Raw genomic sequence first — 25,449 nt, 5'->3', positions numbered from 1 at the left:
CTCGACCGAGTTGGCTACTGGCTGGTAACTCCCGCGGTACCGTACGTGCTCCGGTGGGCTGGAGGCCAGGTGACGGTGCAGTGGGTCACTCCTGATGAGCAGCCCTGGGTCGCCCGCTGGGGCTCCCTGGCCGTCGCCCTGCTGGTCACCGCCCCCGTCCTCGCCCCCGGGTTCGTACTGGTCGGCGACATGGTGTTCGTCCCGCAGCAGGACCTCGACCGGGACGCCCTGGGCCTGGCCGGCGGGCTGCCGCGGGCCGTGCCGGCCGACGCGGTGACCGCCCTGGTCACCGCCGTCGTGCCCGGTGACCTGGTGCAGAAGCTCGTCCTGGTGGGGATCGTGCTCACCGCGGTGCTCGGCGCCGCGCGGCTGGTGCCGCCCGGACCGGACGGCCGCCGCGGCGTCGCGGCCGCCGCGGCCGGGCTCGCCTACGGCTGGAGCCCCTACCTGGGCGAGCGGCTGCTCATGGGTCACTGGAGCCTGCTGCTGGCCTACGCCGCGCTGCCCTGGGTGGTGCGGGCCGCGCTGCGCCTGCGGGCCGGCGACCCCGGGGCCCTGCCCCGCCTGGTGCTGACCCTCGCCCCGGCCGCACTCACCCCGACCGGCGCGCTGCTGGCCGGTGGCGTCGCCCTCGTGGTGGTGGGCCGGCACCGGGCGGCGGGCCCGGTCGCGGCCGGGGTGGTGCTGCTGTCGCTGCCCTGGGTGCTCGCCGGCCTGCTGCACCCCGGCGGCGGCGGGTCCGACGGCGCGGGCGTCGACGCGTTCGCGGCCCGCGCCGAGGGCTGGGGCGGCACGCTCGTCTCGCTGCTGGGCACCGGTGGCATCTGGAACGCCGACGCCGTCCCCGGCAGCCGCACCTCGGTGCTCCTGCCGGTGGTCACCCTGCTGCTGGTCGGGCTGGCCGCGTGGGGCTGGCGCACGCCCGGTGCCCTGCGCGGGCCGGGTGGCCGGCTCGTGCTGCTCGGCGCCGGTGGCCTGCTGCTGGCACTGGCCGGCACCGTGCCCGGGGCCCGGGAGCTGCTGCGGCTGGTGGTCGAGGACGTGCCCGGCGGCGGTCTGCTGCGCGACGGGCAGAAGTGGGTGGCCTGGTGGGCGTTGCCGCTGGCCCTGGGTGTCGGGCTCGCCGCCCGCCGCGCCGCACAGCTGCGGCTCGGCCTCCCCGTGGGCCACGCCGTCCTGGCCCGGGTGCTGGTGGCCGCCGCGCTGCTGCTGCCGGTGGTGGCGGTGCCGGACCTGGCGTGGGGCGTGGGCGGCCGGCTCCAGCCGGTCGAGTACCCGGCGGACTGGTCCGCCGTCCGGGAGGCCGTCGCCGCCGACGACGGCCCCGGCGACGTCCTGGTGCTGCCCTTCAGCGCGGTCCGGGCGTTCGGCTGGAACGACGACCGCCCCCAGCTGGACCCGGCGCCGCGCTGGCTGCCGCGCACCACGCTGGTCAGCGACCTGCTGGTCGTCGACGGCCGGGCGGTGGACGGCGACGACGCCCGGGCACGTGCGGCCGCGGCGGTGGCCGGTGACCCGGCGGCGCTGGCCCGGCTCGGCGTCGGCTGGGTGCTGGTGGAGCGGGGCACCCCGGGCGCGGCCACGCCGGCCGGGCTGGCCGGGCTGGACCGGGTCGTGGACGGCGAGTGGCTGCAGCTGCTGCGGGTGCCCGACGCCCAGGAACCGCCGGCACCGGCGACGTCCCGGCTCGTCGCGGTCGTGGCCGGGCACCTGCTCGCAGGGGGGAGTGTGATCGTCTCCTGGTTGTGGCTGGCCGGATCGGCGGTTACCGTGTCGCTCCGTCAGCGTCATCCAGGAAAGCGGTACAGATGAAGACGTTCCTCGCCCTCAAGTCACTGCTCGCCGTCAAGTCGGTCGCGGCAGTCGCGGCGGTCGGTGTCGGTGCTGTCGTGGCCGTCGGCGGAGTCGTCGCGGCCGGTGCGGCCCTGGACCCCGACCGGGGTCTGCAGGTCGAGTCCGGCAGCAGTTCCACGCAGGACACCCCGCCCGACGTCCTGGACTACGGCTCGCGCTGACCCGGACGGCGGCCCCCGGCCGCCTCCCCTGACGCCGCACGACAGAGGTCCCGCCCCCTACGGGGGAGCGGGACCTCTGTCGTGTGCGGAGACGGGTCGACCGGACCTCGGCGTCCGGTCCCGGGTGTTCCCGGGGACCGGACACCGCTGTCTCAGTCGACCTGGAGCGAGGCCAGCGGGCCGCGCGCCAGGGCGCGGACGGCGGGCCGGCGCGAGCGCTGCGCCGCGGCGCCGAGGGCGCGGGCGAAGCCGGCGACGCTGCGCGGCCAGCTGAAGGTGTCCGCGTGCTTGGCCGCGGCCGCACCCATGACCTCGCGGGTCTCCTCGTCGGCCAGCAGCCGGGCCACGGTCTCGGTCATCTCGTCCAGGTCGTCGACCAGCACACCGGTCTGGCCGTCGACCACGGACTCGTTGATGCCCCCGGCCGAGCGGTAGGCGATCGTCGGCACGCCGTGCCCGGCGGCCTCGGTGACCACGATGCCCCAGCCCTCCTTGACCGACGGGCACAGGTGCAGCCACGCCTCGGCGAGCCGCTCGTGCTTGTCCTGCTCGCTCACGTGGCCGTGGAAGCGCACCATGTCCGCCACGCCGCGCCGCTGCGCGTGCGCGCGCAGCTCGTCGGCCCACCAGCCGTCGCCGACGATGTCCAGCACGAGGTCCGGCACCTGGTCGCGCAGCCGGGCGACCACCTCGATGGCGTGCTCGATCTGCTTGTGCGGCACCAGCCGGGACACCAGCACCAGGCGGGGCCGCTCGGCCCGCACGGCCTGCACCGGCGGGCGGGGGTCGGTGCCGTTGTGCACCACGTCGATCCGGACGGCGTCCACGCCGAGCTCGGTCAGCTCGGTCGCGGTGGCCCGCGAGACGGTCACGTAGCGGCAGCGGCGGTAGACCCGGGGGGCGACCTGCGACTCCACCCACCAGCCGACCGCGCCGCCGAGCTTGCCGAACAGGATCGGCCACTGCTCCCGGTGCACGTGGTGGACCAGGACCAGCACCGGCGTGCGGGTGACCAGCGGGCTCAGGAACGGGACGCCGTTCTGCACGTCCACCACCAGGCGGGGCCGGCTGCGCAGCACGTGGGCGAGCCCGCGCGGGTACACGCTGAGCCGGCCACCGCGCCGCACCACGCGGACCCCGTCGACGACCTCCTCGGCGGGTGCGCCCTCGTGGGCGGCACAGAACATCGTCACCCGCACCCCGGCGGCGGCGAGGCCCGCGACCATGTGGTGCACGTAGCGTTCGGAGCCCCCGCCCTCGGGGTGCGAGATGTCGCGCCAGTTGAGGACGAGGACGTCGGTCGGCGGTTGTCCGGTGCGCACCGGCGCGACCCTACCGGGCAGTAACGTGCTCTTCGCCACCCCAGATGATGACGATCGGAGCCCTCCGTGCCGCACTCGGCCACGCTCGCCCGCTCGGTGACGCTGTTCCGGGCGTTCCTCAGCGAGCAGACCGACCCCGACGCGTTCTACGGCACGCTCGCCGACGACTCGGTGCGCCAGCTCGGTGACCACGTGCCACTGCACGGCGCCACCGTCCTGGACGTCGGTGGCGGCCCGGGGTACTTCCGGGACGCGTTCGTGCAGGCCGGGGCCACGTACGTGGGCATGGAGCCGGACGCCGGCGAGCTCGCCGGGCTGGGCACCCCCGGCATGGTGCGCGGCAGCGGCGAGGCCCTGCCGGTGCGCACGGCGTCGGTCGACGTCTGCTACTCCTCCAACGTCCTGGAGCACGTGGCACGGCCCTGGCTGATGGCCGACGAGATGGTGCGTGTGACGAAGCCCGGGGGCACCGTCTTCCTCAGCTTCACCCCGTGGTTGTCACCCCACGGGGGGCACGAGACGGGGCCGTGGCACTACCTGGGCGGGTACCGGGCCCGGCGCCGCTACGTGCGGGAGCACGGCCGGGAGCCCAAGAACCGCTTCGGGGAGTCTCTGTTCGCCGTCTCCGCCGGTGCCGCGGTGCTGTGGGCCCGGCAGTGCCCGGACGCCGACGTCGTCGCCGCGTACCCGCGGTACCACCCGTGGTGGGCGCAGTGGATCGTCCGCGTCCCCGGCCTGCGGGAGGTGGTGTCCTGGAACCTCGTGGTCGTCCTCCGTCGGAGGGAGGATCCTGTCGAACATGTTGGAAATCACGCTACCCATGAGTAACGTGCGCAGCCGCGACGCCGTCGGAGCCGTCGCCGAACCCGAAGGAGGCCCCACGTGCGTGGACGCGCCGTAGGACTGGTGCTGCTCGGCCTGGGCACCTTCATGCTGGTCGCCGCTCTGGCTGTGCGGTTCGTGCTCGTCCCCGAGCTCGTGAAGGTGGACCTGGACCAGTCGGCGACGCCGACGGCGATCGCCGACGACCTCACCTACTTCGACCTGGGCACCCTGCAGCCGGTGACGAACGACGAGGGCAGGGCCAACCAGACGGTGCAGGGCGACCCGAACGCCCCCGAGGCCGATCCCGACACCGCGGTCTGGAGCAGCGGCACGTCGATCCTGAGTTCCCGCGGGGACATCCTGACCACCACGGAGTTCCGGGTCTGCCTGGACCGCAGGACGGCCGAGGCGGTCGGCAACTGCGGATCGGCCAGCGTCGACGGCGAGCCCGCCGACATCCAGGGCCTCACGATCACGTTCCCGATCGGCACCGAGCAGCGGGACTACACCTGGTTCAACTCCACCGTCGGGCAGTCCTTCCCCGCGAGGTACGAGGGCGAGGACACCGTCCAGGGGCTCGACGTCTACCGCTTCGTCACCGAGGTCCCGGCGACGACGATCCGCCAGGAGGAGGTGCCGGCCGCGCTGGCCGGTGCCCCGGGCGACGGCAACGTGACCGCCGACGTCGTCTACTCCAACGTCCGCACGATGCTGGTGGAGCCGACCACCGGCGTCATCATCTCGGCCACCGAGAGCCCGAACGTGGTGTTCCAGGGTCCGGACGGCGAGACCGGCATCACCTACCTCTCCGGCGACTTCACCGCCAACGAGCAGACGGTCGCGACCCAGGTCGACCTGGCGTCGGACAAGCGTGACCAGATCCGCGCCGTCACGACGACCGCGCCGATCGCGCTCGGTGTGCTGGGCCTGCTGCTGCTCGTCGGTGGGCTGCTGCTGTTCCTGCGGGCCGGCCGGGGCGGCGACGTCGCGGCCCATGACCGGCACGCCGAGGCCGACGAGGACGACCGGGAGTTCTTCCAGCTGCAGGGGCGCTGACAGGGGCACGTGCAAGGCTGCACCGTCAACACACCGACCCCTGACCTCGTGAGCTGATGGCTGCACCCACCCTGCTCGAGCAGTCCGACGCTGCCCCCGCCCGCACGCCGGGCGGGGGCGGCGCCGTCCCGGTCCCCCCGGCCGCGGGCACACCCCCGCCGGCCTCCCGGCTGGTCCACCGGCTGCGGCTGGCCGCGGTCTGCCTGGCCTTCACCGGCCTGGCGCTGTCGCAGAACCCCAACCGCATCGTCGCGGACACCAAGCTGGACCTGGCGATCAACCCGCTGGGCCTGCTCGGGCGCGCACTGTCGCTGTGGGACCCCGAGGGCTTCGCCGGCCAGGTGCAGAACCAGGCCTACGGCTACCTGTTCCCGATGGGGCCGTTCTTCGTCCTCGGTGACGCGATCGGCCTGCCCGTCTGGGTGGTGCAGCGGCTCTGGCTGGCGCTGCTGCTCAGCGTGGCCTTCCTGGGCGCCGTCACCCTGGCCGAGCGGCTGCGCATCGGCACCCCGGGCTCCCGGCTCGTCGCCGGGCTGGTCTTCGCCCTCGCCCCGCGCATGATCAGCGGCCTGGGCGCCACCTCGATCGAGGTGCTGCCGATGGCGGTCGCGCCGTGGGTGCTGGTGCCCCTGGTGACCGGGTCCCGCACCGGGTCACCGCGCCGGGCCGCCGCGCTCTCCGGGGTCGCGGTGTTCTGCGCCGGCGGTGTGAACGCCGTCGCCGCCTCCGCGGTGCTCCCGCTCGCGGCGCTCTGGCTGCTCACCCGGGAACCCGGCCCGCGGCGCCGCCGGCTGATGGCCTGGTGGGCGGCGTCGGTGCTGCTGGCCACCGCGTGGTGGTCGGGCTCGCTGCTGCTCCTGGGGCGGTACAGCCCGCCGTTCCTGGACTACATCGAGACCGCCGACACCACCACCGCCCGCACCGAGCTGACGCAGACGCTGCGCGGCACGTCGCAGTGGCTGGCGTTCCTGTCCACCCCGGACGGACCGGTGTGGCCGGCCGGCTGGGAGCTGGTGCGCAACACCCTGCCGGTGCTGGCCACCGGCGTCCTGCTGGCGGTGGGCCTGTTCGGGCTGACCCGGCGGCACCTGCCGCACCGCACCTGGATGGTGCTGGGGCTGCTGACCGGGCTGGTGCTGGTCACCCTGGGGCACCTGTCCACCGTCGAGGGTGTGCTGGCCGGCCCGCTGCACACCGCGCTGGACGGGCCGCTGTCCCCGCTGCGCAACGTGCACAAGTACGACCCGGTGCTGCGGCTGCCGTTGGCGCTGGCCGTGGCCCACGTCGTCGGCCGGGCCTGGGACCGGGGGCGTCAGGGTCCGGGTACCCGCCCGGCCCGGCTGCTGCTCGGGAGGGCGGGCGCGGCCCTGGTGGTGCTGGCACTGCTGAGCACCCTGTCGCCTGCGCTGGAGGGGCGGCTCACCGCCCCGCGCGGCTTCATCGACCTGCCGGGCTACTGGGACCAGACCGCCGACTGGCTGGCCGACCGGCAGAGCAGCGGGCGGGCCCTGCTGCTGCCCGGCTCCACCACCGGCCAGTACGTCTGGGGCGACACCGGCGACGAGCCGATGCAGCCCCTGGCCGAGTCGCCGTGGGAGGTGCGCAACGCCATCCCGCTCACCCCGCCCGGCCACATCCGGACGCTCGACGCGGTCGAGGCGCAGCTCGCGCGGGGCACCGGGTCGGCCGGACTCGGCCCGTTCCTGGCCCGCTCGGGCATCGAGTACCTGGTGGTCCGCAACGACCTGGCCAGCGGTGCACTCGCCACCCGCTCGGCGCTGGTGCACGAGGCGCTCGCCGCCTCGCCGGGCATCACCCGGGTGGCCGGCTTCGGCCCCCGCATCGAGTCCGGTGCGGTCCCGGGCCGGGTCCTGGACTCCAACCTGGCGCCCCGGGTGCAGGCCGTCGAGGTGTTCGAGGTGCGCGACGCCGCCGACGAGGTCACCGTCACGCCGCAGTCGGGCGCCGTCACCGTGCTCGGCGGACCCGAGGGCGTGCTGGCCGCCGCGGAGCGCGGCCTGGTCACCGGCCGCCCCGCCCAGCTGGCCGACGGCACCCAGGACACCGGCGCGCCCATCGTGGTCAGCGACGCCCTCGTGCGCCGGGAGCGCAACTTCGGTGCCATCAACGACGCCTCGTCGGCCGGCCTGACCGCCGACGACCCGCTGCGGCTGGACGCCCCCGCCCGGGACTACCTCATCGACGGCCAGGACGCCCAGCAGAGCGTCGTCCGGCTGGACGGCGGCGCGGTGTCGGCGTCGAGCTCGGCCTCCGACCCGGACAGCCTGCAGGGCAGCCGGCCCGACCAGCAGCCCTACGCCGCCCTCGACGGCGACCCCACGACGTCCTGGCAGCCGGCGGACCGGCTCGGGGACCCGCAGCCGGTCTGGTGGCAGGTCGACGCCGCCGAGCCCCTCCGGGCCGAGGGGCTGAGCCTCGTGCTCGCCGACCCGCAGCTCGCCCCGACCGAGGTGCGGATCACCACCAGCAGCGGCCAGCTGGACGCCCCGCTGCTGCGCACCGACCAGGCGCAGTACCTGCCGCTGCCCGTGGGCCCGACGTCCTTCGTCCGGATCACCGCGCTGCCGGTCGAGGGCGCCGGCGGCGACCCGGCCCTGCACCTGGCCGAGGTGGCGGTGCCGGGCCTCACCGTCGACCGGTCGGTGGTCACCCCGGCACCGGCCGGCGCGGTGGACGCCTACGTCTTCGACTCCGCCGACCCCGCCCGCTCCGGCTGCGTGGACGAGCCCGACCGCACTGTGCGCTGCAGCACGGACCTGGTGCGCGGCGCCGAGGAACCGGAGGGTGTCGACCGGGTGCTCACCGTGGCCGAGCCGGCCGACTACGACGTGTCCGTGTCCGCCACCCCGCGACCGGGCCCGGGCCTCGACGCGCTGCTGGACCGCGCGGCGGTGGCGTCGGCGGCGAGCTCCCCCGACCGGGGCGTCGCCCACGTCGTCGGTGCCACGGCCAGCAGCCAGGCGGTGCCCGACCCGCGCGGTGGCCCGTGGGCCGCCGTCGACGGCGATCCCGGGACCACCTGGTCGGCCGCCGCCCTCGTCGGCTCGGCCGACGCCGACGCCGGTGGCTCGCTCAGCCTGCGCTTCGACAGCCGACGCACCGTGGACCGCATCCGGCTGGTGCTGAACCCGGCCGCCGCTGCTGCCCGCCCGGTGCAGGTGGAGATCGATGACGGGGCCGGCGGCCTGCTGCGCACCGTCACCCTGGACCTGGACGGGGCGGCGACCTTCGCCCCGCTGACCACCGACCGGGTGACGCTGCGGTTCCCCGACCCGGACTCGCTGGCCACCTTCGACCCGCAGACCCGGCTCTCGACCGGCCTGGGCGTCGGCGTCAGCGAGGTCGAGCTGCCCGGCGTCGTCGGGCCGGACCCGGCCACCGTCGTCGACCTGCCCTGCGGCACCGGCCCCACGATCACCGTGGACGGGAGGGTGCAGCAGACCCAGCTGACCACCACCCTGGGCGACCTGACCTCGATGGCCTCGCTGGCGCCGGTCACCTGCACCGCCCCGGCGACCACCGGCGAGCTGGCCGCCGGGGAGCACCGCTTCACCGCGGCCAGCACCGCGAGCCTCGCCGTCGAGTCGGCCACGCTGACCCGGATCGGTGGGGACCTGGCCGCACCGGCGCCGCAGCCGCTGCCGGTGGAGGTCACCCGCTGGGACGCCGAGCACCGCGTGGTGTCGGTGCCCGAGCGGTCCGAACCGGCGCTGGTCGTCGTGCCGGAGAACGTGAACCCGGGCTGGCAGGCGACCCTGGACGGCGTGCCGCTGGAGTCGCGGACGGTGGACGGCTGGCAGCAGGCCTACCTGCTCCCGGCCGGGTCCGCCGGTGAGCTGCGGCTGGACTTCGCCCCCGGCGCCACCTACCGGGCCGCGCTCGGGGTGGGCCTCCTGGCGCTGGTGGTGCTGGCCGCCCTGGCACTGCTGCCCGCCCGAGGCCGCAGGCTGCCCCCGGTGGGTCCGCGCCGGGTGGACGCGACCGTCGCCGCAGCCGGCGTGCTGCTCATCGCCCTGTCCGCGGGCTGGGTCGGCGTGCTCGCCGTGGCGGTGCTGGCCGCCGCGCGCCGGTGGTGGGCGCCGGCCCGCCGGCTGCTGAGCGGGACGGCGTCGGGCGTGCTCGCCGGTGGACTCGCCGTCGCCGCGGTGGCGTGGCTGGCGGCCGACGGGGCGAGCAGCGGCGAGACCGGGCGCCAGGTGCTCGCGGCGGTGGGCGTGGCGGTGGTGCTGGTCGGCCTGTTCCCGGCCCGCGGCTGGGCCTGGCGGCGTCCGCGCCGCCGCCCCGCCGCCGCGGCGGCGTCTGCGGCCGGCACGGAGCCCGAGCCGGCCTGACCGCCGGCGCCGCGCCCGCCCCGCCGTCGACGGCCCCGCCCCGCTGTCGACGGCCGTCCCCGCCGGGGGCGACGGCGGGACCCGGCTGGTCCGCGGAGCGGGGGCTGGTGCCGTCGAACGGTCGGCGGGGCAGGGTCACCGTCGGCACGGTCGGACGTGCCGGTGGTGACCTGGGTGTGCCTCCCCACGGGGCCGGAGCGCCGACGTCCTGACCCGCCGGGGTACCGACTGCCGCCAGAGCGCACGTGTCAGCGCCGAGCCCGGACGACGCCGGTCGTTCGCGGAGCTCGCGTGCGCCCGGCTCCGTGGTCAGGCGGTGGGCGGCGTGCTGTCCTCGGTGTCCTCGCCCGTCGTGGCCGTCCGGGGCCGGGAGGTCCTGCGGCCACGGACCCGCTTGCCGGCGCTGCGGCCGGCCGCCGCGGTCGAACCGGTGCGCGGGGCCGCGGCGTCGCCACCGGATGCTGCCGTGGGCGCCGGGGTCGAGTCCGCGGCGGCCTCTTCTGCGGTGACCGCGGCGACCGGGCTGGTCCCGGGGACCGGCGCGGTGGCCACCGCCACACCGCCCGCGGCCCGGCGGCGGGCGCCGGCCGGGGAGTCGGCCGGGGCGCCGGCCGGGGCGTCGTCCGGGAGGGGCTGGGTGGTGGGCGGGTCGGTGGGGGAGACGTGCGTGGAGGCCGCGTCGGCGCTCCCGGGGAGCACGCCGTCGGCGTCCCGGGTGGTGCCGGTGTCCGCCGGCCGGGGGGTGGCGAAGAGGTTGCGCCAGCGCTGGGCCGGGGCCTCCACCAGCTGGTAGCTCAGCCAGCCGAACAGCACGCCGAGGACCCAGGTCAGCAGCAGCACGCCGTAGAAGCTGCCGCTGAACAGCGGCATGTCGAGGACGGCGTAGATGCCCACCAGCGCCGGCAGGTGCAGCAGGAACAGGCCGTAGGAGATCCGGCCGAGGAACTGCAGCGGCGCGCTGGAGAGCACGGCTCGGGTGCGGCCGGCGCGCTGGTCGCCGAACACCAGCGGCAGGACGAACAGCGTCGCGACGACCGTGTACAGCACGTTCTTGGTGACCGCCTGGAACGGGGTGGGTGCCACCAGCAGGATCGGCCCGGCGAGCGGGCTGAACGCGATCCACAGCACGCCGGCCGCCGCGGCCCAGCAGGTCCAGAGGCTGGAGCCGAGCTCGTGCGCGGCCCGCACCGGCCACCAGTCCGGCTCGCAGACGGTGAGCACCGCGAAGGCCATGCCGACGCCGAACCAGGCGAGGTAGGAGGGCAGCCAGGTGCCCGCCGTCCCGTCGTCCGGGCTGGTGGCCCACACCCAGGCCAGATAGGCGAGGCCCGCCACGCTGAGCACCGCTATCCCGCCCAGCAGCCGGCCCGGGCGCCAGCTGCCGTCCCGGGACAGCCGCAGCAGCGCGGCGACGAGGAAGGGCAGCGCGACGTAGAAGGCGACCTCGGTGCACAGGCTCCAGGTGTGGGTCAGCCCCTCGGCGACGCCGTTGCCGGTGTAGATCTGCAGCAGCGCCAGGTGCTCCCACCACGTCGTGAAGCTCTGCCCCTCGTTGATCGGCAGGAACAGCAGCGCGACGAAGACGGTGACCCAGTACGCCGGCAGCACGCGCAGACCGCGGCGCCACAGGTAGCTCAACCGGCTGGGCTGCTGCCGGCCGGTGCGCGCGGCGAGGAACATCGGCCGGGACAGCAGGAAGCCCGAGAGCACGAAGAACACCGCGACGCCGACGTCCAGCCGGGCGTACAGCCGGCCGATGTTCCCGCCGGTGTAGTCGTCGGTCCAGAAGGCCACGTGCGTGACGACGACCCCGGTGGCGGCGATGGCGCGGGCGGCGTCCAGGCACGGGTAGTGCGGTGCCGCGGGTGCCGGCGCGGGCGTCTCCGCCGTCGGTCCCGGCGCGCCGGTCTCCAGTTCTGTCGCGCTCATGAGGTGCTCCACTCGCCGCCCGGGACAGGTCCTGGTCCGCAGCGTACGAGGCGCACGCCGGATCTGGCTCCCCCGGACCGTGGCTGCGGACCCCGCAGGGGGTGGGACCGGCCGGCTCCCGGCCACGGATCGGGTCCCGGGGGCCGCCGGCGTCACCCGGGTGAGCAGCACCACCGGGGGTCGGGGAACAAGCCGTGGCCGCGACGTCCTTGCCCCGGAGGTGACGACGCCGACGACGACGACCCGACCGTCGACCCGGGCCTACGCCGTCTGGCTGGTGGGGCTGCTCGCCTACGCCGTGGCCGTGTTCCACCGGGCGTCGCTCGGGGTCGCCGCCACCGACGCGCAGGAGCGGTTCTCCGCCGGCGCCTCGGTGGTGTCGCTGTTCCTGGTGCTCCAGCTGGTGGTCTACGCCGGCATGCAGATCCCGGTCGGTGTGGCACTGGACCGCTTCGGCTCCCGGCGCATGGTGCTGGCCGGGGCGGTGACCATGGCGCTCGGCCAGCTGGTGCTCGCGCTGGCCACCGACGTGCCGACCGCCATCGCCGCCCGGGTGCTCGTCGGCGCCGGGGACGCGATGACCTTCATCAGCGTGCTGCGGCTGGTCTCGCTGTGGTTCCCCGGCCGGATGGTCCCGGTGGTGACCCAGCTCACCGGCATCCTGGGTCAGGTGGGCTCGATCGTGGCGGCCTACCCGCTGGTGAGCCTGCTGGCGGCGACGTCGTGGCGCAGCACGTTCCTGGGCGCCTCGGCGGTGGGGCTGCTGGTCGCCGTCCTGGTGGTGGTCGCGCTGCGGGACGCCCCGCCCGGTTCCCCGGTGATGCCCCCCACGGACGCCGGGCAGGTGCGCCGCAACCTGGCACTGGCCTGGCAGGAGCCGGGCACCCGGATCGGGCTGTACACGCACCTGGTCACCCAGTTCTCCGGCACCGTGTTCGCGCTGCTGTGGGGCTACCCGTTCCTGACCGTGGGCGAGGGGCTGTCGGCCGGCCAGGCCGCCGGGCTGCTCACCCTGCTGGTGCTGGTCGGCATGCTGGTCGGCCCGCTGCTCGGCCGGCTGTGCGCCCGCTGGCCACTGCGCCGCTCCGCGCTGGTGTTCGGCATCCTGGCCGCCACCGCGGCGGTCTGGACGGTGGTGCTGCTGTGGCCCGGACGGGCGCCGCTGCCGCTGCTGGTGCTGCTGGTCGTGGTACTCGGCACCAACGGCCCCGGCTCGATGATCGGCTTCGACTTCGCCCGCACCGAGAACCCGCCCGCGCGGCTGGGCAGCGCCAGCGGCGTGGTGAACATCGGCGGCTTCGTGGCCTCGCTGGTCACGATCCTCGCCATCGGTGCGGTGCTCGACGTCCTCACGCCAGGGTCTTCCACCGCGTACAGCCGGGACGCGTTCCGGGCCGCGTTCTCGGTGCAGTACGTGTTCTGGGCCATCGGTCTGGTGGGGGTGCTCCGGCACCGCCGGCAGCTGCGCGCCCGGCTGGCCCGGGACGGCGTGGTGCTCGCGCCGCTGCACGTGGCGGTCGGTGCCCGGCTGCGGGGCGGCTCGGCGTACCAGTGAGCCGACCGGGATGCGGCGGGTCGGTGCCCGGGTCGGGCGGTGGCCGCAGGCACCGAGGGGTCACCGTCGGCACGTCCGGCCGTGCCTACGGCGACCCGGGCGTGCCGACGGTGAGCGCTCGGCGGTAGCGCACCTCCGACAGGACCGCGCCGCCCTGCGTGTCGTGTTTCGTGCGCCCGTCCGGCACCCACCCGCCGGTCTCGTAGAAGCGGCGGGCCCGCCCGTTGTCGTGCAGCACCCACAGCGTCACGTCGGTGAAGCCCTGCGTGGCGGCCGCGGTGAGCACCGCGGTGGTCAGCGCACGGCCGGCGCCGGTGCCCCAGGCGTCGGGGTGCACGTAGAGGGTGGTCAGCTCCGCGGTGGTCGCGGGGTCGGCGTCGTCGTCCCGGGCGGGGGTGGTCTGGACGAACCCGACGACGCCGTCCCGCTCGGCGACCAGCGTGGTGCTGCGCGGGTCGGGGGCACTGAGCAGGCGGGTCCAGCCGGCGCGGTACCGGTCGACGTCGAGCCCGGCGAGCAGCGCGTCGGGCAACAGCCCCCGGTAGCCGGCCCGCCAGCCGGCCACGTGCACGCCGGCGATCCCGGCGGCGTCCTCGACCAGGGCGGGGCGGATCAGCACGTGACCACGATGCCTCCTCACCCGGCGCCGGCCCGTGCGGCGCGCGGCCGGCACAGCAGGGTCACCGGCGGCCCGTCCTGCCGTTCCTACGGTGACGCGGGGGCGAGGTCGCCCGCGGGGAGCGGGCGCCGCCAGGGCCAGAGCGCGAGCCCGACGACCAGTGCCCAGAAGGCGGGGCCGATCCCGGCGATCGACGTGCCGCTGACGGCGACCAGGAACGTGGCGGCGACCGGCACCCGCGACCCGGCCGCACCGAAGGCGGCCGCGACGGAGGCGGCGAGCACCGGCACCAGGGCGAGCCCGGCCGCGGCCTCGACCAGACCCGCCGGTGCGCTGACCACCAGCGCCGCCACCGCGGCGGACACCAGTGCCAGCCCCACGTGGCAGAGCCCCGCGGTGCGGGCCGCCCGGTAGCGCGCGGTGGTGTCCGGGCCGGCCTGGGGACCGGCGGACAGGGCGGCGCTGATCGCCGCCAGGTTGATCGCGTGACCACCGAACGGGGCGCCGAGCAGGGTGCCCACGCCGGTCACGGTCATCGCCGAGCGCCACGGCACCCGGTAGCCGAACGAGGCGAGCACGGCGACGCCCGGCACGTTCTGCGACGCCATCGTGACCACGAACAGCGGCACCGCCACACCGACGAGCGCGGCCACGCCGAGCTCCGGCGTCGTCCACTCCAGGCGCGGGACGACGTCGGCGGGGGACAGGCCGCCGTCCCGGGCGGCCAGCACGCCGACGATGCCCAACGTCACCAGGAACGCCGCCGGCACGGCCCACCGGGGAGCGAGCCGGTCGAGCACCGCCCACACCACGATGACCGGCACCACCAGCTCCGGGCGTGCCAGCGCCCCGGTCACCGGCGCCAGGCACAGCGGCACCAGCACCCCGGCGAGCATGGCCTGCGCCAGCGGTGTGGGGATGGCGGCGATCAGCGTGCCCAGCCGCGGCCAGGCGGCGGTCACCAGCACCAGCACCCCGACGACGACGAACGCCCCGACCGCCGCCGGCCACGACGGCGTGCCCGCGGTGGCCAGCAGCGCCGCACCCGGCGTGGACCAGGCCAGGGTGATCGGCATCCGGGTGCGCTGGGCCAGGAACACCGTGCCGGCGCCCATGGTGAGCGACAGGACCAGCAGCCCGGAGGCGGCCTGCGCGTCGCTCGCGCCGACCGCGCGCAGACCGGTCAGCACGACGGCGAAGGAGCTCAGGAAGCCGACCAGGGCGGTGACCGCGCCGGCCACGCTGGTGGTCGACATGCGCCCCCCTCGGTTCGTCGCACGTGGGCGCGCAGCGGACGGAGGGTGTCCTCGTGCGCTGGTCGACGGCCTGCTGGACGGTAGCCGAGGCAGGTGCCCGGGCCGCGGACCAGGTCACGGTGTCGGCGTGCGCCCCTCGCCGGTCTGCCGGACCCTCGTGGACCAGCAGGAGGCGGGACCGTGGGCCGGCACCGTCAGCCCAGCGCGGCGGTCTCCCGCGCGGTCGGCGCCCACCGGGCCACGTGCAGCCGGCCGCGCACCACCGCGGCGAAGTCCGGCGGGGAGAGCAGGTCGATCTCGCGCACCGACGCCGCGTCCGTGCTCGGGGACAGCGCCGCCACCGTCCGCCCCGACCCAGGCCGGGCCAGCAGCACCTGCGCGCCCAGCCACCACGGGGAGCGCAGCGACGCCCGGGTGGCGCCGTGCACGACGGTGGTCCAGCGGTGCCGGGCGAACTCCGGCCGCGGCGGCTCCGGCATGTCCACCACCAGCGCCCGGGGCGCCACCGACCCCTCCAGCGGCCAGCGGGTCAGCCCCGGCGTCACCAGCACCGGCGGGTTGCCGCCGGCCCGCTGCACACCGGCCCAGGACCGGGGGTCGGCGGTGACCACGGTCAGCTCGCAGCCCGCGCCGAGCAGCCGCAGCGCCATCAGCCGCAGCAGCTCCGGCAGGTCCAGCACCGCCACCCGCACCTGCTCGTCGGCCAGCAGCGGCAGCCGCAGCGGCCGGCCGTCCGGCCGGTCCCCGATCGGGATGCCCGGCGCCTCCAGCCCGAAGCTCGACTCCAGCGACGACGGCACCACCCGCCGGGCGCCCGGCCCACTCACGGCTGCACCGTGGTCAGCAGCGGCAGCAGGTCCAGCGGGCCCCCGCCCAGGGGCAGCGTCAGCGCGACCGCGGCAGCGGTGCCGGCGGCGGGCAGCTCCCGCACCGCCCGGTGCCCGGCCAGCTCCGCCACCGCCGCGGCGGTGGCGGCCTCGTCGTGGCCGCTGAGCCAGCCCGCCCCGCGCACGGTCCAGCCGCGCGGGTCCTGCACGTCGACCGCCACCGACAGCACCGCCCACGTGCACGTCGCGGTGGCGAACAGGCCGGCGACCTCCGCGGCCTCGTCCGGGTCGACGTCGACGTGCCCGGCGCGGCCGGCCGGGACGGCCATCTGCCGCACCAGGGTGGTCAGCGCGTCGCCGTCCAGTGGCCGGTTGCGCAGCCCGTCGGCGCGCAGCGCGGCCGACACCCGGTCGACGGCGGCGGCCAGCGCGGCCTCCGCCCCCGCCGCGCCCCCGCCGTGCGCGGCGACGACGGCCGGCGCGCGCAGCGGCTCCAGCCGCAGCACCACGTGCGCGGTGCGCACCACCGCGCCGGCACCCAGGTCGCGCCAGATCGCCGCCGCCGGGGACCCGGTGCGCCCGGCGGCGCCGCCGGGCGTGCCGGAGGTGAGCCGCACCTGCACCGAGCAGAGTGCCGCGGGGTCGGCGGCGGCCAGCGCGGCGACCCGGCCCAGCGGCAGCCGCAGCGACGCCGACGGGTCCGCGCCGACGTCGACCTCCAGCGTCGCCGCGATGCCCTGCGCGTCGGCGAGCACCCCGATCGGCCCGCTGGTCCGGCTGACCACGTCGCTGACGGCCAGGCCCCACGGCAGCCGGTGGGCGTCGTCCCGGTCGGTGGCGGCGCCGTCCGGGCCGGCGGCGAACTGCTCGTGCTGCCCGGTCGCGGCGCGCCGCCAGCGCAGCGACACCAGGCCCGCCAGCACGACCAGCACGCCGGCCACCCCGGCGACGACGCCGGCCCGGCGCGGGCCGGCCACGCCCAGCGCGGCGACCGCGGCCAGGCCCTCCACCAGCAGCACCGCCACCAGCACCCGCCGCCCGCGCCCGACCGGCCGCGGCACCCGCCGGGGCAGGACGGCACTGCCGGGTCGGGCAGCGGTGCGGGGCGGGGCGTCGACCACGGTGCGGCCCTCCAGGGCAGGACGGCCCCGGCAGGGCCGAGAGGGCGGACGGGGATCGGACGGCGGGACGGCGTGGGTCCCCATGCTAGGGCCGGGATCGGTCAGGATCGTGCTGCCCGGCCGAGCGCGTCGGCCCGCGCGCCGGGCCGCCGTCCGGCCTGCCCGCACGCCGACCGGCGGACGGCCCGACCCGCGCGAGGAGGACCCGTGCCCACCCCGCGCGAGCAGGTCGACTCCTACGCCCACGAGGTCCGCCGGCAGGCGATGGCACTGCTGCAGGGCGAGGAGCCCGGCCCGGTCGACCCCCGCCGCCGGCTCAACCGGGCGCTGGTCGGCGGCGTCGTGGTGGGGGTGCTCGCCCTGGCCGTCAGCGGGGTGGTCGGCCTGCTCACCGGCAACGGGGAGACCTCGCTGCCGGACTCGGGCACCGTGCTCGTCTCCGGGACCGGCGACCGGTACGTGGTGGTGGACGGCGTGCTGCACCCCGCCCTGAACCTGGCCTCGGCCAAGCTGCTCGGCGGCGCGGGCGTGACGACGGTGTCGCCCTCGGCGCTGTCCGGCGTGGACCGCGGCCTGCCGGTGGGCATCCCCGGCGCACCGGACGCGCTGCCGGCGGCGGAGGACCTGCACACCGCGGCCTGGGACGTCTGCTCGGTGGCGCCGCGCGCCCGGGACGCCCGGGCCGAGGTGCAGGTCGCCGTCGGCGGCCGGCTGCCCGCCGCCGCCGTGCTGCCGGCCGACCAGGCGGTGGTGCTGACCGTGCGCGGGGACCCAGCGGCCCGGTCGTTCCTGGTCGCCGGCGGCCAGCGGTACGAGGCCACCCCGCAGGCCCGGGCGCTGCTGGGCCTGGACCGGGTCGTGCCCACCGAGGTGGAGCCGCAGGTGCTGGACCTGCTCCCCGCCGGGCCGCCGCTGGCGGTGCCCGCGGTGCCCGGTGCCGGCGGCCTGCCCACCGTGCCGCTGCCGTTCACCGCCACCGTCGGCGACCTGGTCAGCACGGCGACCACCAGCCGGCCCGGGACCAGCTACGTGGTGCTCGGCACCGGGCTGGCCCCGGTCGACCCGTTCGCGGCGGTGCTGCTGGCCGGACAGGCCGCCCGCACGGTGCCGGTCACCCCGGACGTGCTCTCCGGGCTGCCCGCCGACCTGCGCCCGCCGGTGCCGGTGGGCTGGCCGCGCCGGCTGCTCGGGCTCACCGCGGTCGCCCCGGGGGCGCCGCTGTGCCTGGGCCACGATCCCGGCCGGGCGCCGGTCGACGGCGCCGCCTGGGCGGTCACCGTGCGCACCCCCGCCGACGCCGACGTGCCCTCCGGGCTGAGCCCGGTGCGCCCCTCGGCGGGCACGCTGCCGACCGTGGCCACCACGGTCGTCGTCCGGTCCGGCAGCGGCACGCTGGTGCGGGCCACGACGACGTCGGGCGGGGACGGCTCCTACCGGCTGGTGCTCGACGGCGGCCTGCAGTTCCCGGTCGCCGACGCCGACGCGGTCTCCCGGCTGGGCTACGACCCGGCGGCAGCGGTCGACGTCCCGGACGCCTTCCTGGAGCTGGTGCCGGCCGGGCCGTCGCTGTCGGCGCAGGCCGCGGCACAGGAGTACGGCGGTGGGCCGGTCACGGTGGTGCCCGGAGGCGCGGCGGCGCCGTCGCCGGGCGGCTGAGCCGCTCAGCTGCGCTCGGGGGCCTCCACCAGCTGGGCCCGGTTGGCACCGACCATCACCGCGTCGGAGTCCGAGCCCAGCCCGTCGGCGGTGACCGGGACGACCGCGTGCCGGGCGCCCCGGGGGGTGGCCGGTGCGGGGCCGGGCCGCCAGCCACGGCGCCGCCCGGCGCGCAGGGCCACCCCGGCGACGAGCGCGACCACGGCGGCCAGCGCCAGCAGCGACGCCCAGCCCAGCGCCGCGCGGGCCCGGGCCGCGGCGGGGTCGGCGGCGTCCACGTCCGGCACCGCCACCCGGCCGACCACCACCGGCCCGGCGGCCGCGGCCGGCCCGGCCGGCAGCACGGCGGACAGCGAGGCGAACGGGTCGACCACGCCGTGCCCGACCGAGGTGTCCCGGCCGGAGGGGTCGGCGTCACCGGGGGCGACCGCGGTCTGCTGCACCCGCCGCACCACCTCCGCGGCCGGCAGCGCCGGGTCCAGCGAGCGGATCAGCGCTGCCTGCCCGGAGACGACGGCCGCGGCGAAGCTGGTGCCGGTCACGGCCACGAAGCCGACCCCGCCGCGGTCCACCGTGGTCAGCGAGGCACCGGGTGCGCCCACCGAGATCCAGTCGCCGCGGGTGGTGGTCAGGCTGAGCCCGTCCGCGCCCACCGCAGCCACCGCGAGCACCCCCGGGTAGGCCGCGGGGTACCACGTCCGGCCGGCGTCCTGCGCCGCGTCCTCGTTGCCCGCCGCGGCCACCACCACGACGTCGCGGGCCAGCGCGTACTCCACCGCGGCGCGCACGTCCGGGTCGTCCACCGGGCGGGCGAAGGACAGGTTGACCACCGAGGCGTGGTCGGCGGCGTCCCGGATGGCCGCGCCGACCAGCGCGGACGGGGCGTTGCCGATCTCGCCGGTGATCGACACCGGGTAGACGGCCGCATCGGGGGCGACCCCGGAGACCCGGTCGTCGCCGGCGGCGGTGCGCCCGGCCACGATCGCGGCCACCTGGGTGCCGTGGCCGTCGCAGTCCTCCTGCCCACCCGGGGTGATCGCGTAGACCTCCGGGGTGGGCACCGGGCTCAGCGCGGTCCCGGTCTGCACCGCCCCGGCGAGCTTCGGGCTGGCCGGGTCGACGCCGGTGTCCACCACGGCGACGGTCACCCCGGCGCCGCGGGTCAGCTGCCAGGCCCGGTCCAGACCCAGCCGGTCGACCAGCGGGTCCCGGGGCGCGGTGGCCGGCAGCGGCACCCCCGGCAGCGGCGGCCGGTCGCACGCGGCCCGGGCCGGTGCCGCCCCGGGCACCTGCAGCACGCCGAGCAGCAGGGTCACCAGGACCAGCAGCCCGGTCCGGCCCCTCACGAGCCCAGGTGGAACAGCGTGCGGTAGACGTCCCACACGCCGAGCACCAGCGGGGGCAGTGCCAGCAGCACGAGGAACTCCAGCAGGTCCAGCAGCCGCCCACCGCGCGGCGTGCCGCCGGTGCGCCCGGCCGACGTGCCCACGACCAGCCCGAGCAGGCCCAGCAGCAGCAGCGCCGGCAGCAGCACCCCCAGCCCGGCGGTGCTCCCGGCCTGGCCCGCACCCCAGCTCAGCAGGGCACTGCCGGCAGCCACGACGACGGCGGCGAGCGCCGCGAGCACGGTCACCCCGACGGCGGCGCGCGAGGAGTACAGCCGGGCGCGCAGCACCAGGGCCACCAGCAGCGCGGCGACCAGGCCCAGCGACCAGGCCGACGGGTCGGCGGCGAGCACGCCCACCCCGACGACGGTGACGGTGAGCGCGCCTGCCGACGACCCGACCAGCAGCGCCCGCGCGGTGCGCACCCGGTGCCGGGTGCGCTCCACGTCGACGGCGGCGTCCAGTCCGCGCAGCTCGGTGGGACTGGTGGCCAGCCGCGGCCGCTGCACCCCGGCCAGCCGCAGCGAGGCCACCGGCAGCAGCGTGGTCACCGCCAGGCCGAGCGGGGCCGCGATCGCCGCGGCCTGGACCGCGCCGGCGTCCAGCAGCACGCCCACGGTCAGCGACATCCCGGCCAGCAGCAGGCCCAGGCCCCACCCGGCGGCCACCGGCTCGCCGCCGCCCACCACCCCGGGCACGACGACGGCGACCACCAGCGCGGCGGCCAGCCCGACGAGCACCCGGTTCGCGCCCCACGGCTCGTCCGGCACCAGCGCCGCGCCCACCCCGACGGCGGGCACCGCCAGGCCGGCGGCGAGCACCCCGGCCGCGACGTCCCCGGCGGCCCGGGCCAGCGCGCCGCCGCCCAGCAGCAGCAGGACCCCGGCGGTCACGGTCGCCGCGGCCTCGACCACCCCGTGCCGCGGGCCGGTGGCCAGCACGGCCAGGGCGAGCAGCACCGCGGCCACGCAGGCGGCACCGGCGGCCGCGCGCCGGTCGGCGACCGACCAGCGCTCGCGCACGCCGTCGGCGCCGACCAGCTCCACCACGTCGTCGAACAGCGGCTCGTCCACCGGGTCGGTCCGGGGGCCGAGCACGAGCACGTCGCCGTCGCGCACGCCGTTGCCGGCCAGGCTCTGCGACAGGTCGAGCGCCCGGCCGTCCAGGTCGCGCAGCCCCCAGCCGCCGTGCGGGGCGCCGGCGGTGCCGCTGCGGTCCAGCGGCTGGCCGACGAAGCGCAGCACGGTGGGCATCACCGCCACCACCGGGACCACCGAGGGCACCGACAGGTCGGCCCGGGTCTGCGCCGTGGCCACGGTGATCCGGCAGAAACCGGTCGTCGCCCCACTCGTCGACGCGCTGGTCGACCCACTCGTCGACACGGTCACGCGGGTCTCCTCGGCGATCTCGGGACGGGTGAGGAGCAGCCTAGGAGTTGCGGCGGGTCACCGGCCCGCGACGCTCCGTACGGGTACGGTCCGGGGGTCCCGGCCGTCTCGGTGCCCGGGCCGACGACCGGGGGGCTCGAGGCGGTGGCGACGGTCTTCTTCCGGCGCCCGCCGCGGGTGCACCCGCCACCGGTGCCGGTGGGCGACGTCCTGGTGCAGCCGCCGCCGGAGCTGCCCACCGACGACGGGGCCAACACCTGGCTGACCGCGCTGCCGGCGCTGTCCGGGCTGGGCTCGGTGGCCTACATGTTCGCCGGGCCGGCCAACCCGGTCACCTACGTCGCCGGCTCCATGTTCCTGTTCTCCTCCCTGGCCATGGTCGGCGGCAGCGTGCTGCGCTCCCGCTCCACCACCCGGGGCAGCGCCGAGCAGTCCCGCCGGGACTACCTGCGCCACCTGCGCCGCGTCCGGCGGGACGTGCGCGGGATCGCCGCGGCCCAGCGGGAGCTCGGGGCCTGGCGCGGTCCGGCGCCGGACCAGCTGTGGACGGTGGCCGGCAGCGCCCGGCTCTGGGAGCGGCGCCCGGCCGACGAGGACTTCGGCCTGCTGCGGATCGGCACCGGCGACCAGCAGCTGATGTCCACGCTGGTCACCGGGGAGTCCGCGCCGCTGGAGGAGCTCGACCCGCTCTGCGCGACGGCGCTGCGCCGGTTCGTCGTCACCCACGCCACCGTGCCGGACAGCCCGCTGCTGCTCGCGGTGCGCCGGCTGGCCGCCGTCCGGCTCTCCGGCTCCCGGGACGACGCCCGCGCGCTGGCGGCCGCGCTCGTGTGCCAGGCCGCGGCCTTCCACGCCCCCGGTGACCTGCGGATCGCGGTGGCCACCCGCGACCCGGAGGACCCGCGCTGGTCGTGGGTGAAGTGGCTGCCGCACGCCCACGCCCCCGACCTGACCGACCACGTCGGCCCGGTGCGGCTGATCGACCCCTCGCTGGCCACGCTGACCGAGCTGCTCGGGCCCGACCTCGCCCGGCGCCCCCGGTTCAACCGCAACGCCGAGCCGGACGCCGAGTTCGCGCACCTGCTGCTGGTGCTGGACGGCGCGCTCACCGAGGGCGCGGACCTGGTGCTCGGCGCGGACGGGTTGGCCGGGGTGACGGTGCTGGACCTGGACGGCCACGCCCAGGAGCTGGCCGCCCGGCACGGCACCGAGATCACCCTGGACGAGCGGGCGATGAGCCAGCGGGTGGGCGACCGGCTGCGCCCGCTGGGCACCGCCGACGCGATGCCGGTGCCGCTGGCCGACGCCCTGGCCCACCAGCTCGCCGGCGCGCGGCTGGACACCGACGCGGCGCACACCGAGGAGATGACCGTCGACCAGACGCTGCCGCGGCTGCTCGACGTGCCCGACGCCGGGGCGCTGGACCTGGACCGGCTGTGGCGGCCGCGACCGGTGCGCGACCGGCTGCGCTTCCCGCTCGGCGTGGGCGCCGACCGCTCGGTGCTGGCGCTGGACGTCAAGGAGAGCGCGCTGGACGGCATGGGCCCGCACGGGCTGGTCATCGGGGCCACCGGGTCGGGCAAGAGCGAGCTGCTGCGCACCCTGGTGCTCGCCGCCGCCACCACGCACGGCCCGGACGTGCTCAACCTGGTGCTGGTCGACTTCAAGGGCGGCGCCACCTTCGCCGGGATGAGCCAGCTGCCGCACGTGGCCGCGGTGATCACCAACCTGCAGGACGACCTGTCGATGGTGGACCGGATGCGCGAGGCGCTGGCCGGGGAGATGAACCGCCGGCAGGAGGTGCTCCGCGACGCCGGGAACATGGTCTCGGTCCGCGACTACGAGCGGGCCCGGCTGCAGGGCGCCCCGCTGGCGCCGCTGCCCACGCTGTTCCTCGTGGTCGACGAGTTCAGCGAGCTGCTCAGCCAGAAGCCGGAGTTCGCGGAGCTGTTCGCCCAGATCGGCCGGCTGGGCCGCTCGCTGGGCCTGCACCTGCTGCTGGCCAGCCAGCGGCTGGACGAGGGCCGGCTGCGCGGGCTGGAGTCGCACCTGTCCTACCGGATCGGGCTGCGCACGTTCTCCGAGTCCGAGTCGCGCACCGTGCTCGGCGTGCCCGACGCGTACTCGCTGCCCAGCGCCCCGGGGCACGGGTACCTCAAGGCCGACACCGCGGGGCTGCGCCGGTTCCGTGCCGCCTACGTGTCCGGCCCGCACCGCTCGGCCAGCACGCCCGTGGAGGTGGAGGTGCGCCCGGGTGCGGAGGTGCGGGAGTTCACCGCCCGCTTCCAGGCCGGGTCCGCGCCGGAGACCGCCGCCGTCGACCCCACCCCCGCGGACGGCCCGGACGACGACGAGCAGCTGCCCGAGGACGCCACCGTGCTCGGCGTGATGGTCCGCCAGATGGTGGGCCGGGGCGTGCCGGCGCACCAGGTGTGGCTGCCGCCGCTGGACGAGCCCGACCCGCTGGACGCGCTGTGGCCCGACCTCGCCGTCCGGCCCGGGCGCGGGTTCGGCGCCCCGCCGACCGGCCCGGACCTGCAGGTGCCGGTGGGCGTGGTGGACAAGCCCTTCGAGCAGCGCCGGGACCCCCTGGTGGTCGACCTCGCCGGCTCCGGGGGGCACGTCGCGGTGGTCGGCGGCCCGCGCTCGGGCAAGTCGACCGTGCTGCGCACCCTGGTCGCCTCGCTGGCGCTGCGGCACACCCCGGCCGAGGTGCAGGTCTACGCCATGGACTTCAGCGGCGGCGGCCTGTTCGCCCTGGCCCAGCTGCCGCACGTGGGTGCGGTCGCCGGCCGCCAGGACACCGACGTCGTCCGGCGGATCGTGGCCGAGGTGGAGGCCGTCGTCGAGGCCCGGGAGACCCGGTTCCGGGAGCTGGACGTGGACTCGATGGCCACCTACCGGCAGTCCCGCGCCGACGGCCGGGTGCGGGACGACCCGTTCGGCGACGTGTTCGTGCTGGTCGACGGCTGGGGCGTGCTCCGGCAGGACCACGCCGACGTCGAGGAGCGGCTGACCGCACTGGCCTCCCGGGCGCTGACCTACGGCGTGCACCTGGTGCTGTCCGCGAACCGCTGGCTGGAGCTGCGGATGGGCCTGCGCGACCTGATGGGCACCAAGCTGGAGCTCAAGCTCGGCGACGCGCTGGACTCCGAGGTGGACCGCAAGGCCGCCCAGTCGGTGCCCGCCGGGCGGCCGGGCCGCGGGGTGAGCGCCGGCCGGCACCAGTGGCTGGCGGCGCTGCCCCGCATCGACGGCCGGTCGGGCACCACCGACCTGGCTGCCGGCGTCGGTCACCTGGTGCGCACCGTGCGGGAGGCGTGGACCGGCCCGGGGGCCCCGCCGGTACGGCTGCTGCCGGTGTCGGTGCGGCTGGCCGAGCTGCCCCGCCCGGCGACCGGCGAGCGGGTGCTCGTCGTCGGGGTGGAGGGCAACCGGCTGACCCCGGTCGCCGTCGACCCCCGCCAGGACTTCGGGATGCTGGTGCTCGGGGACGCCGAGTCGGGCAAGACCGGCTACCTGCGCACCGTGGCCCGGCAGGTGCTCGGCGGCTTCGAGCCGGCCGAGGCCAAGATCGTGCTGGTCGACTACCGGCGCTCCCTGCTCGGTGAGTTCGGCGGGGACGGCGTGCTCTCCTACGCCGCGACCGCGCAGCAGGCGGTGGACACCGTGGCCGGCCTGCTGGACGGGTTCGCCCGCCGGATGCCCGGACCCGACGTGACACCGGAGCAGCTGCGCACCCGCTCCTGGTGGACCGGCCCGGAGGTGTTCGTGCTGGTCGACGACTACGACCTGGTCGCCACCGGGACGGCCAACCCGCTGCTGCCCCTGGTCGACCACCTCGCCCAGGCCCGGGACCTCGGCCTGCACGTGCACGTCACCCGCCGGGCCGGGGGCGCGGCCCGCGCCCTCGCCGACCCCTTCCTGGGCCGGCTGCGCGAGCTCGGCACCGCCGCCGTGGTGCTCTCCGCCCCGCGCGAGGAGGGCGTGCTGCTGGGCGTGCGGCCGGCACCGGCCCGCCCCGGCCGGGGCACGCTGGTGCACCGGCGGTACGGCACCGTCCCCGTGCAGCTGGTGCGCACCGACGCCGCGCACGACGAGGTGGCCGGCGTCCCGGAGGGACCGGCGCCCGCGTCCGGCTGA

Annotated in this window: 16 protein-coding genes; 8 read left to right on the top strand and 8 right to left on the bottom strand. The window is 77.2% G+C overall.

What is annotated here, in order from left to right:
- Positions 1-69: 69 nt before the first annotated feature.
- Together G1H19_RS09535 and G1H19_RS09530 are read left to right on the top strand one after the other, a co-directional pair.
- Complete coding sequence (locus G1H19_RS09535) at positions 70-1,812, top strand: hypothetical protein (RefSeq protein ID WP_162392224.1); 1,743 nt, start codon at positions 70-72, stop codon at positions 1,810-1,812.
- The gene (locus G1H19_RS09530; protein ID WP_152727690.1) at positions 1,809-2,015 is read left to right on the top strand and encodes a hypothetical protein; all 207 of its coding nucleotides are present in this window, start codon (positions 1,809-1,811) and stop codon (positions 2,013-2,015) included. Before G1H19_RS09535 ends, G1H19_RS09530 begins: the two co-directional genes overlap by 4 nt.
- Positions 2,016-2,167: 152 nt before the next feature.
- On the opposite strand, the gene G1H19_RS09525 is transcribed toward G1H19_RS09530, so the two are convergent.
- A complete protein-coding gene (locus tag G1H19_RS09525) occupies positions 2,168-3,337 on the bottom strand; it encodes a glycosyltransferase family 4 protein (RefSeq protein ID WP_202925732.1) in 1,170 nt (389 codons plus the stop codon).
- A 66-nt stretch (positions 3,338-3,403) separates the two neighbouring features.
- On the opposite strand from G1H19_RS09525, the gene G1H19_RS09520 reads away from it, so the two are divergent.
- The 3 genes from G1H19_RS09520 to G1H19_RS09510 are packed head-to-tail and all read left to right on the top strand — an operon-like array spanning position 3,404 to position 9,570.
- Positions 3,404-4,165, top strand: a complete 762-nt coding sequence (locus tag G1H19_RS09520) for a class I SAM-dependent methyltransferase (RefSeq protein ID WP_202925731.1) — start codon at positions 3,404-3,406, stop codon at positions 4,163-4,165.
- 54 nt (positions 4,166-4,219) lie between these two features.
- Positions 4,220-5,218, top strand: a complete 999-nt coding sequence (locus G1H19_RS09515; protein WP_152727691.1) for a PorA family protein — start codon at positions 4,220-4,222, stop codon at positions 5,216-5,218.
- 56 nt (positions 5,219-5,274) lie between these two features.
- Positions 5,275-9,570: an alpha-(1->3)-arabinofuranosyltransferase gene (locus G1H19_RS09510; RefSeq protein ID WP_152727692.1), complete on the top strand. Its 4,296-nt coding sequence runs from the start codon at positions 5,275-5,277 to the stop codon at positions 9,568-9,570.
- A 309-nt stretch (positions 9,571-9,879) separates the two neighbouring features.
- On the opposite strand, the gene G1H19_RS09505 is transcribed toward G1H19_RS09510, so the two are convergent.
- Entirely contained in the window at positions 9,880-11,499 is a 1,620-nt protein-coding gene (locus tag G1H19_RS09505; RefSeq protein ID WP_152727693.1) for an acyltransferase family protein, read from the bottom strand.
- Positions 11,500-11,719: 220 nt separating this feature from the next.
- Here G1H19_RS09505 and G1H19_RS09500 point away from each other — a divergent pair, with 220 nt between their 5' ends.
- Positions 11,720-13,054: an MFS transporter gene (locus tag G1H19_RS09500; protein ID WP_162392223.1), complete on the top strand. Its 1,335-nt coding sequence runs from the start codon at positions 11,720-11,722 to the stop codon at positions 13,052-13,054.
- Between the two features lie 85 nt (positions 13,055-13,139).
- Here G1H19_RS09500 and G1H19_RS09495 read toward each other — a convergent pair whose 3' ends face one another.
- The 4 genes from G1H19_RS09495 to G1H19_RS24480 form a co-directional block, all read right to left on the bottom strand.
- A complete protein-coding gene (locus tag G1H19_RS09495; protein ID WP_162392222.1) occupies positions 13,140-13,673 on the bottom strand; it encodes a GNAT family N-acetyltransferase in 534 nt (177 codons plus the stop codon).
- A gap of 86 nt (positions 13,674-13,759) precedes the next feature.
- The gene (locus G1H19_RS09490; protein ID WP_152727695.1) at positions 13,760-14,929 is read right to left on the bottom strand and encodes a benzoate/H(+) symporter BenE family transporter; all 1,170 of its coding nucleotides are present in this window, start codon (positions 14,927-14,929) and stop codon (positions 13,760-13,762) included.
- 194 nt (positions 14,930-15,123) lie between these two features.
- Positions 15,124-15,756, bottom strand: a complete 633-nt coding sequence (locus tag G1H19_RS09485; RefSeq protein ID WP_152727696.1) for a hypothetical protein — start codon at positions 15,754-15,756, stop codon at positions 15,124-15,126.
- On the bottom strand, positions 15,753-16,877 hold the full coding sequence (locus G1H19_RS24480; protein WP_152727697.1) for a type VII secretion protein EccE: 1,125 nt from the start codon (positions 16,875-16,877) through the stop codon (positions 15,753-15,755). Before G1H19_RS24480 ends, G1H19_RS09485 begins: the two co-directional genes overlap by 4 nt.
- Before the next feature lie 207 nt (positions 16,878-17,084).
- Here G1H19_RS24480 and eccB point away from each other — a divergent pair, with 207 nt between their 5' ends.
- On the top strand, positions 17,085-18,533 hold the full coding sequence (gene eccB, locus G1H19_RS09475) for a type VII secretion protein EccB (protein ID WP_152727698.1): 1,449 nt from the start codon (positions 17,085-17,087) through the stop codon (positions 18,531-18,533).
- A gap of 5 nt (positions 18,534-18,538) precedes the next feature.
- On the opposite strand, the gene G1H19_RS09470 is transcribed toward eccB, so the two are convergent.
- Entirely contained in the window at positions 18,539-19,879 is a 1,341-nt protein-coding gene (locus tag G1H19_RS09470; RefSeq protein WP_152727699.1) for a S8 family serine peptidase, read from the bottom strand.
- Positions 19,876-21,306 carry a type VII secretion integral membrane protein EccD gene (eccD, locus tag G1H19_RS09465; protein ID WP_162392221.1) on the bottom strand — a complete coding sequence of 477 codons (1,431 nt, stop codon included), beginning with the start codon at positions 21,304-21,306 and terminating at the stop codon, positions 19,876-19,878. Before eccD ends, G1H19_RS09470 begins: the two co-directional genes overlap by 4 nt.
- A 144-nt stretch (positions 21,307-21,450) precedes the next feature.
- Here eccD and eccCa point away from each other — a divergent pair, with 144 nt between their 5' ends.
- Positions 21,451-25,449, top strand: coding sequence for a type VII secretion protein EccCa (eccCa, locus tag G1H19_RS09460; RefSeq protein WP_162392415.1), 3,999 nt, complete (start codon positions 21,451-21,453; stop codon positions 25,447-25,449).

Source organism: Goekera deserti, assembly GCF_010685995.1.
Taxonomy (GTDB): Bacteria; Actinomycetota; Actinomycetes; order Mycobacteriales; family Geodermatophilaceae; genus Goekera; species Goekera deserti.
This window is presented reverse-complemented; position numbering and strand designations above follow the sequence as displayed.

What these genes read in the sequence shown, in the direction of transcription:
- G1H19_RS09530 (WP_152727690.1), top strand. Translation starts at nt 1,809, where the DNA reads ATGAAGACGTTCCTCGCCCTCAAGTCACTGCTCGCCGTCAAGTCGGTC.
- G1H19_RS09510 (WP_152727692.1), top strand. Translation starts at nt 5,275, where the DNA reads ATGGCTGCACCCACCCTGCTCGAGCAGTCCGACGCTGCCCCCGCCCGC.
- G1H19_RS09505 (WP_152727693.1), bottom strand. Translation starts at nt 11,499, where the DNA reads ATGAGCGCGACAGAACTGGAGACCGGCGCGCCGGGACCGACGGCGGAG.
- G1H19_RS09490 (WP_152727695.1), bottom strand. Translation starts at nt 14,929, where the DNA reads ATGTCGACCACCAGCGTGGCCGGCGCGGTCACCGCCCTGGTCGGCTTC.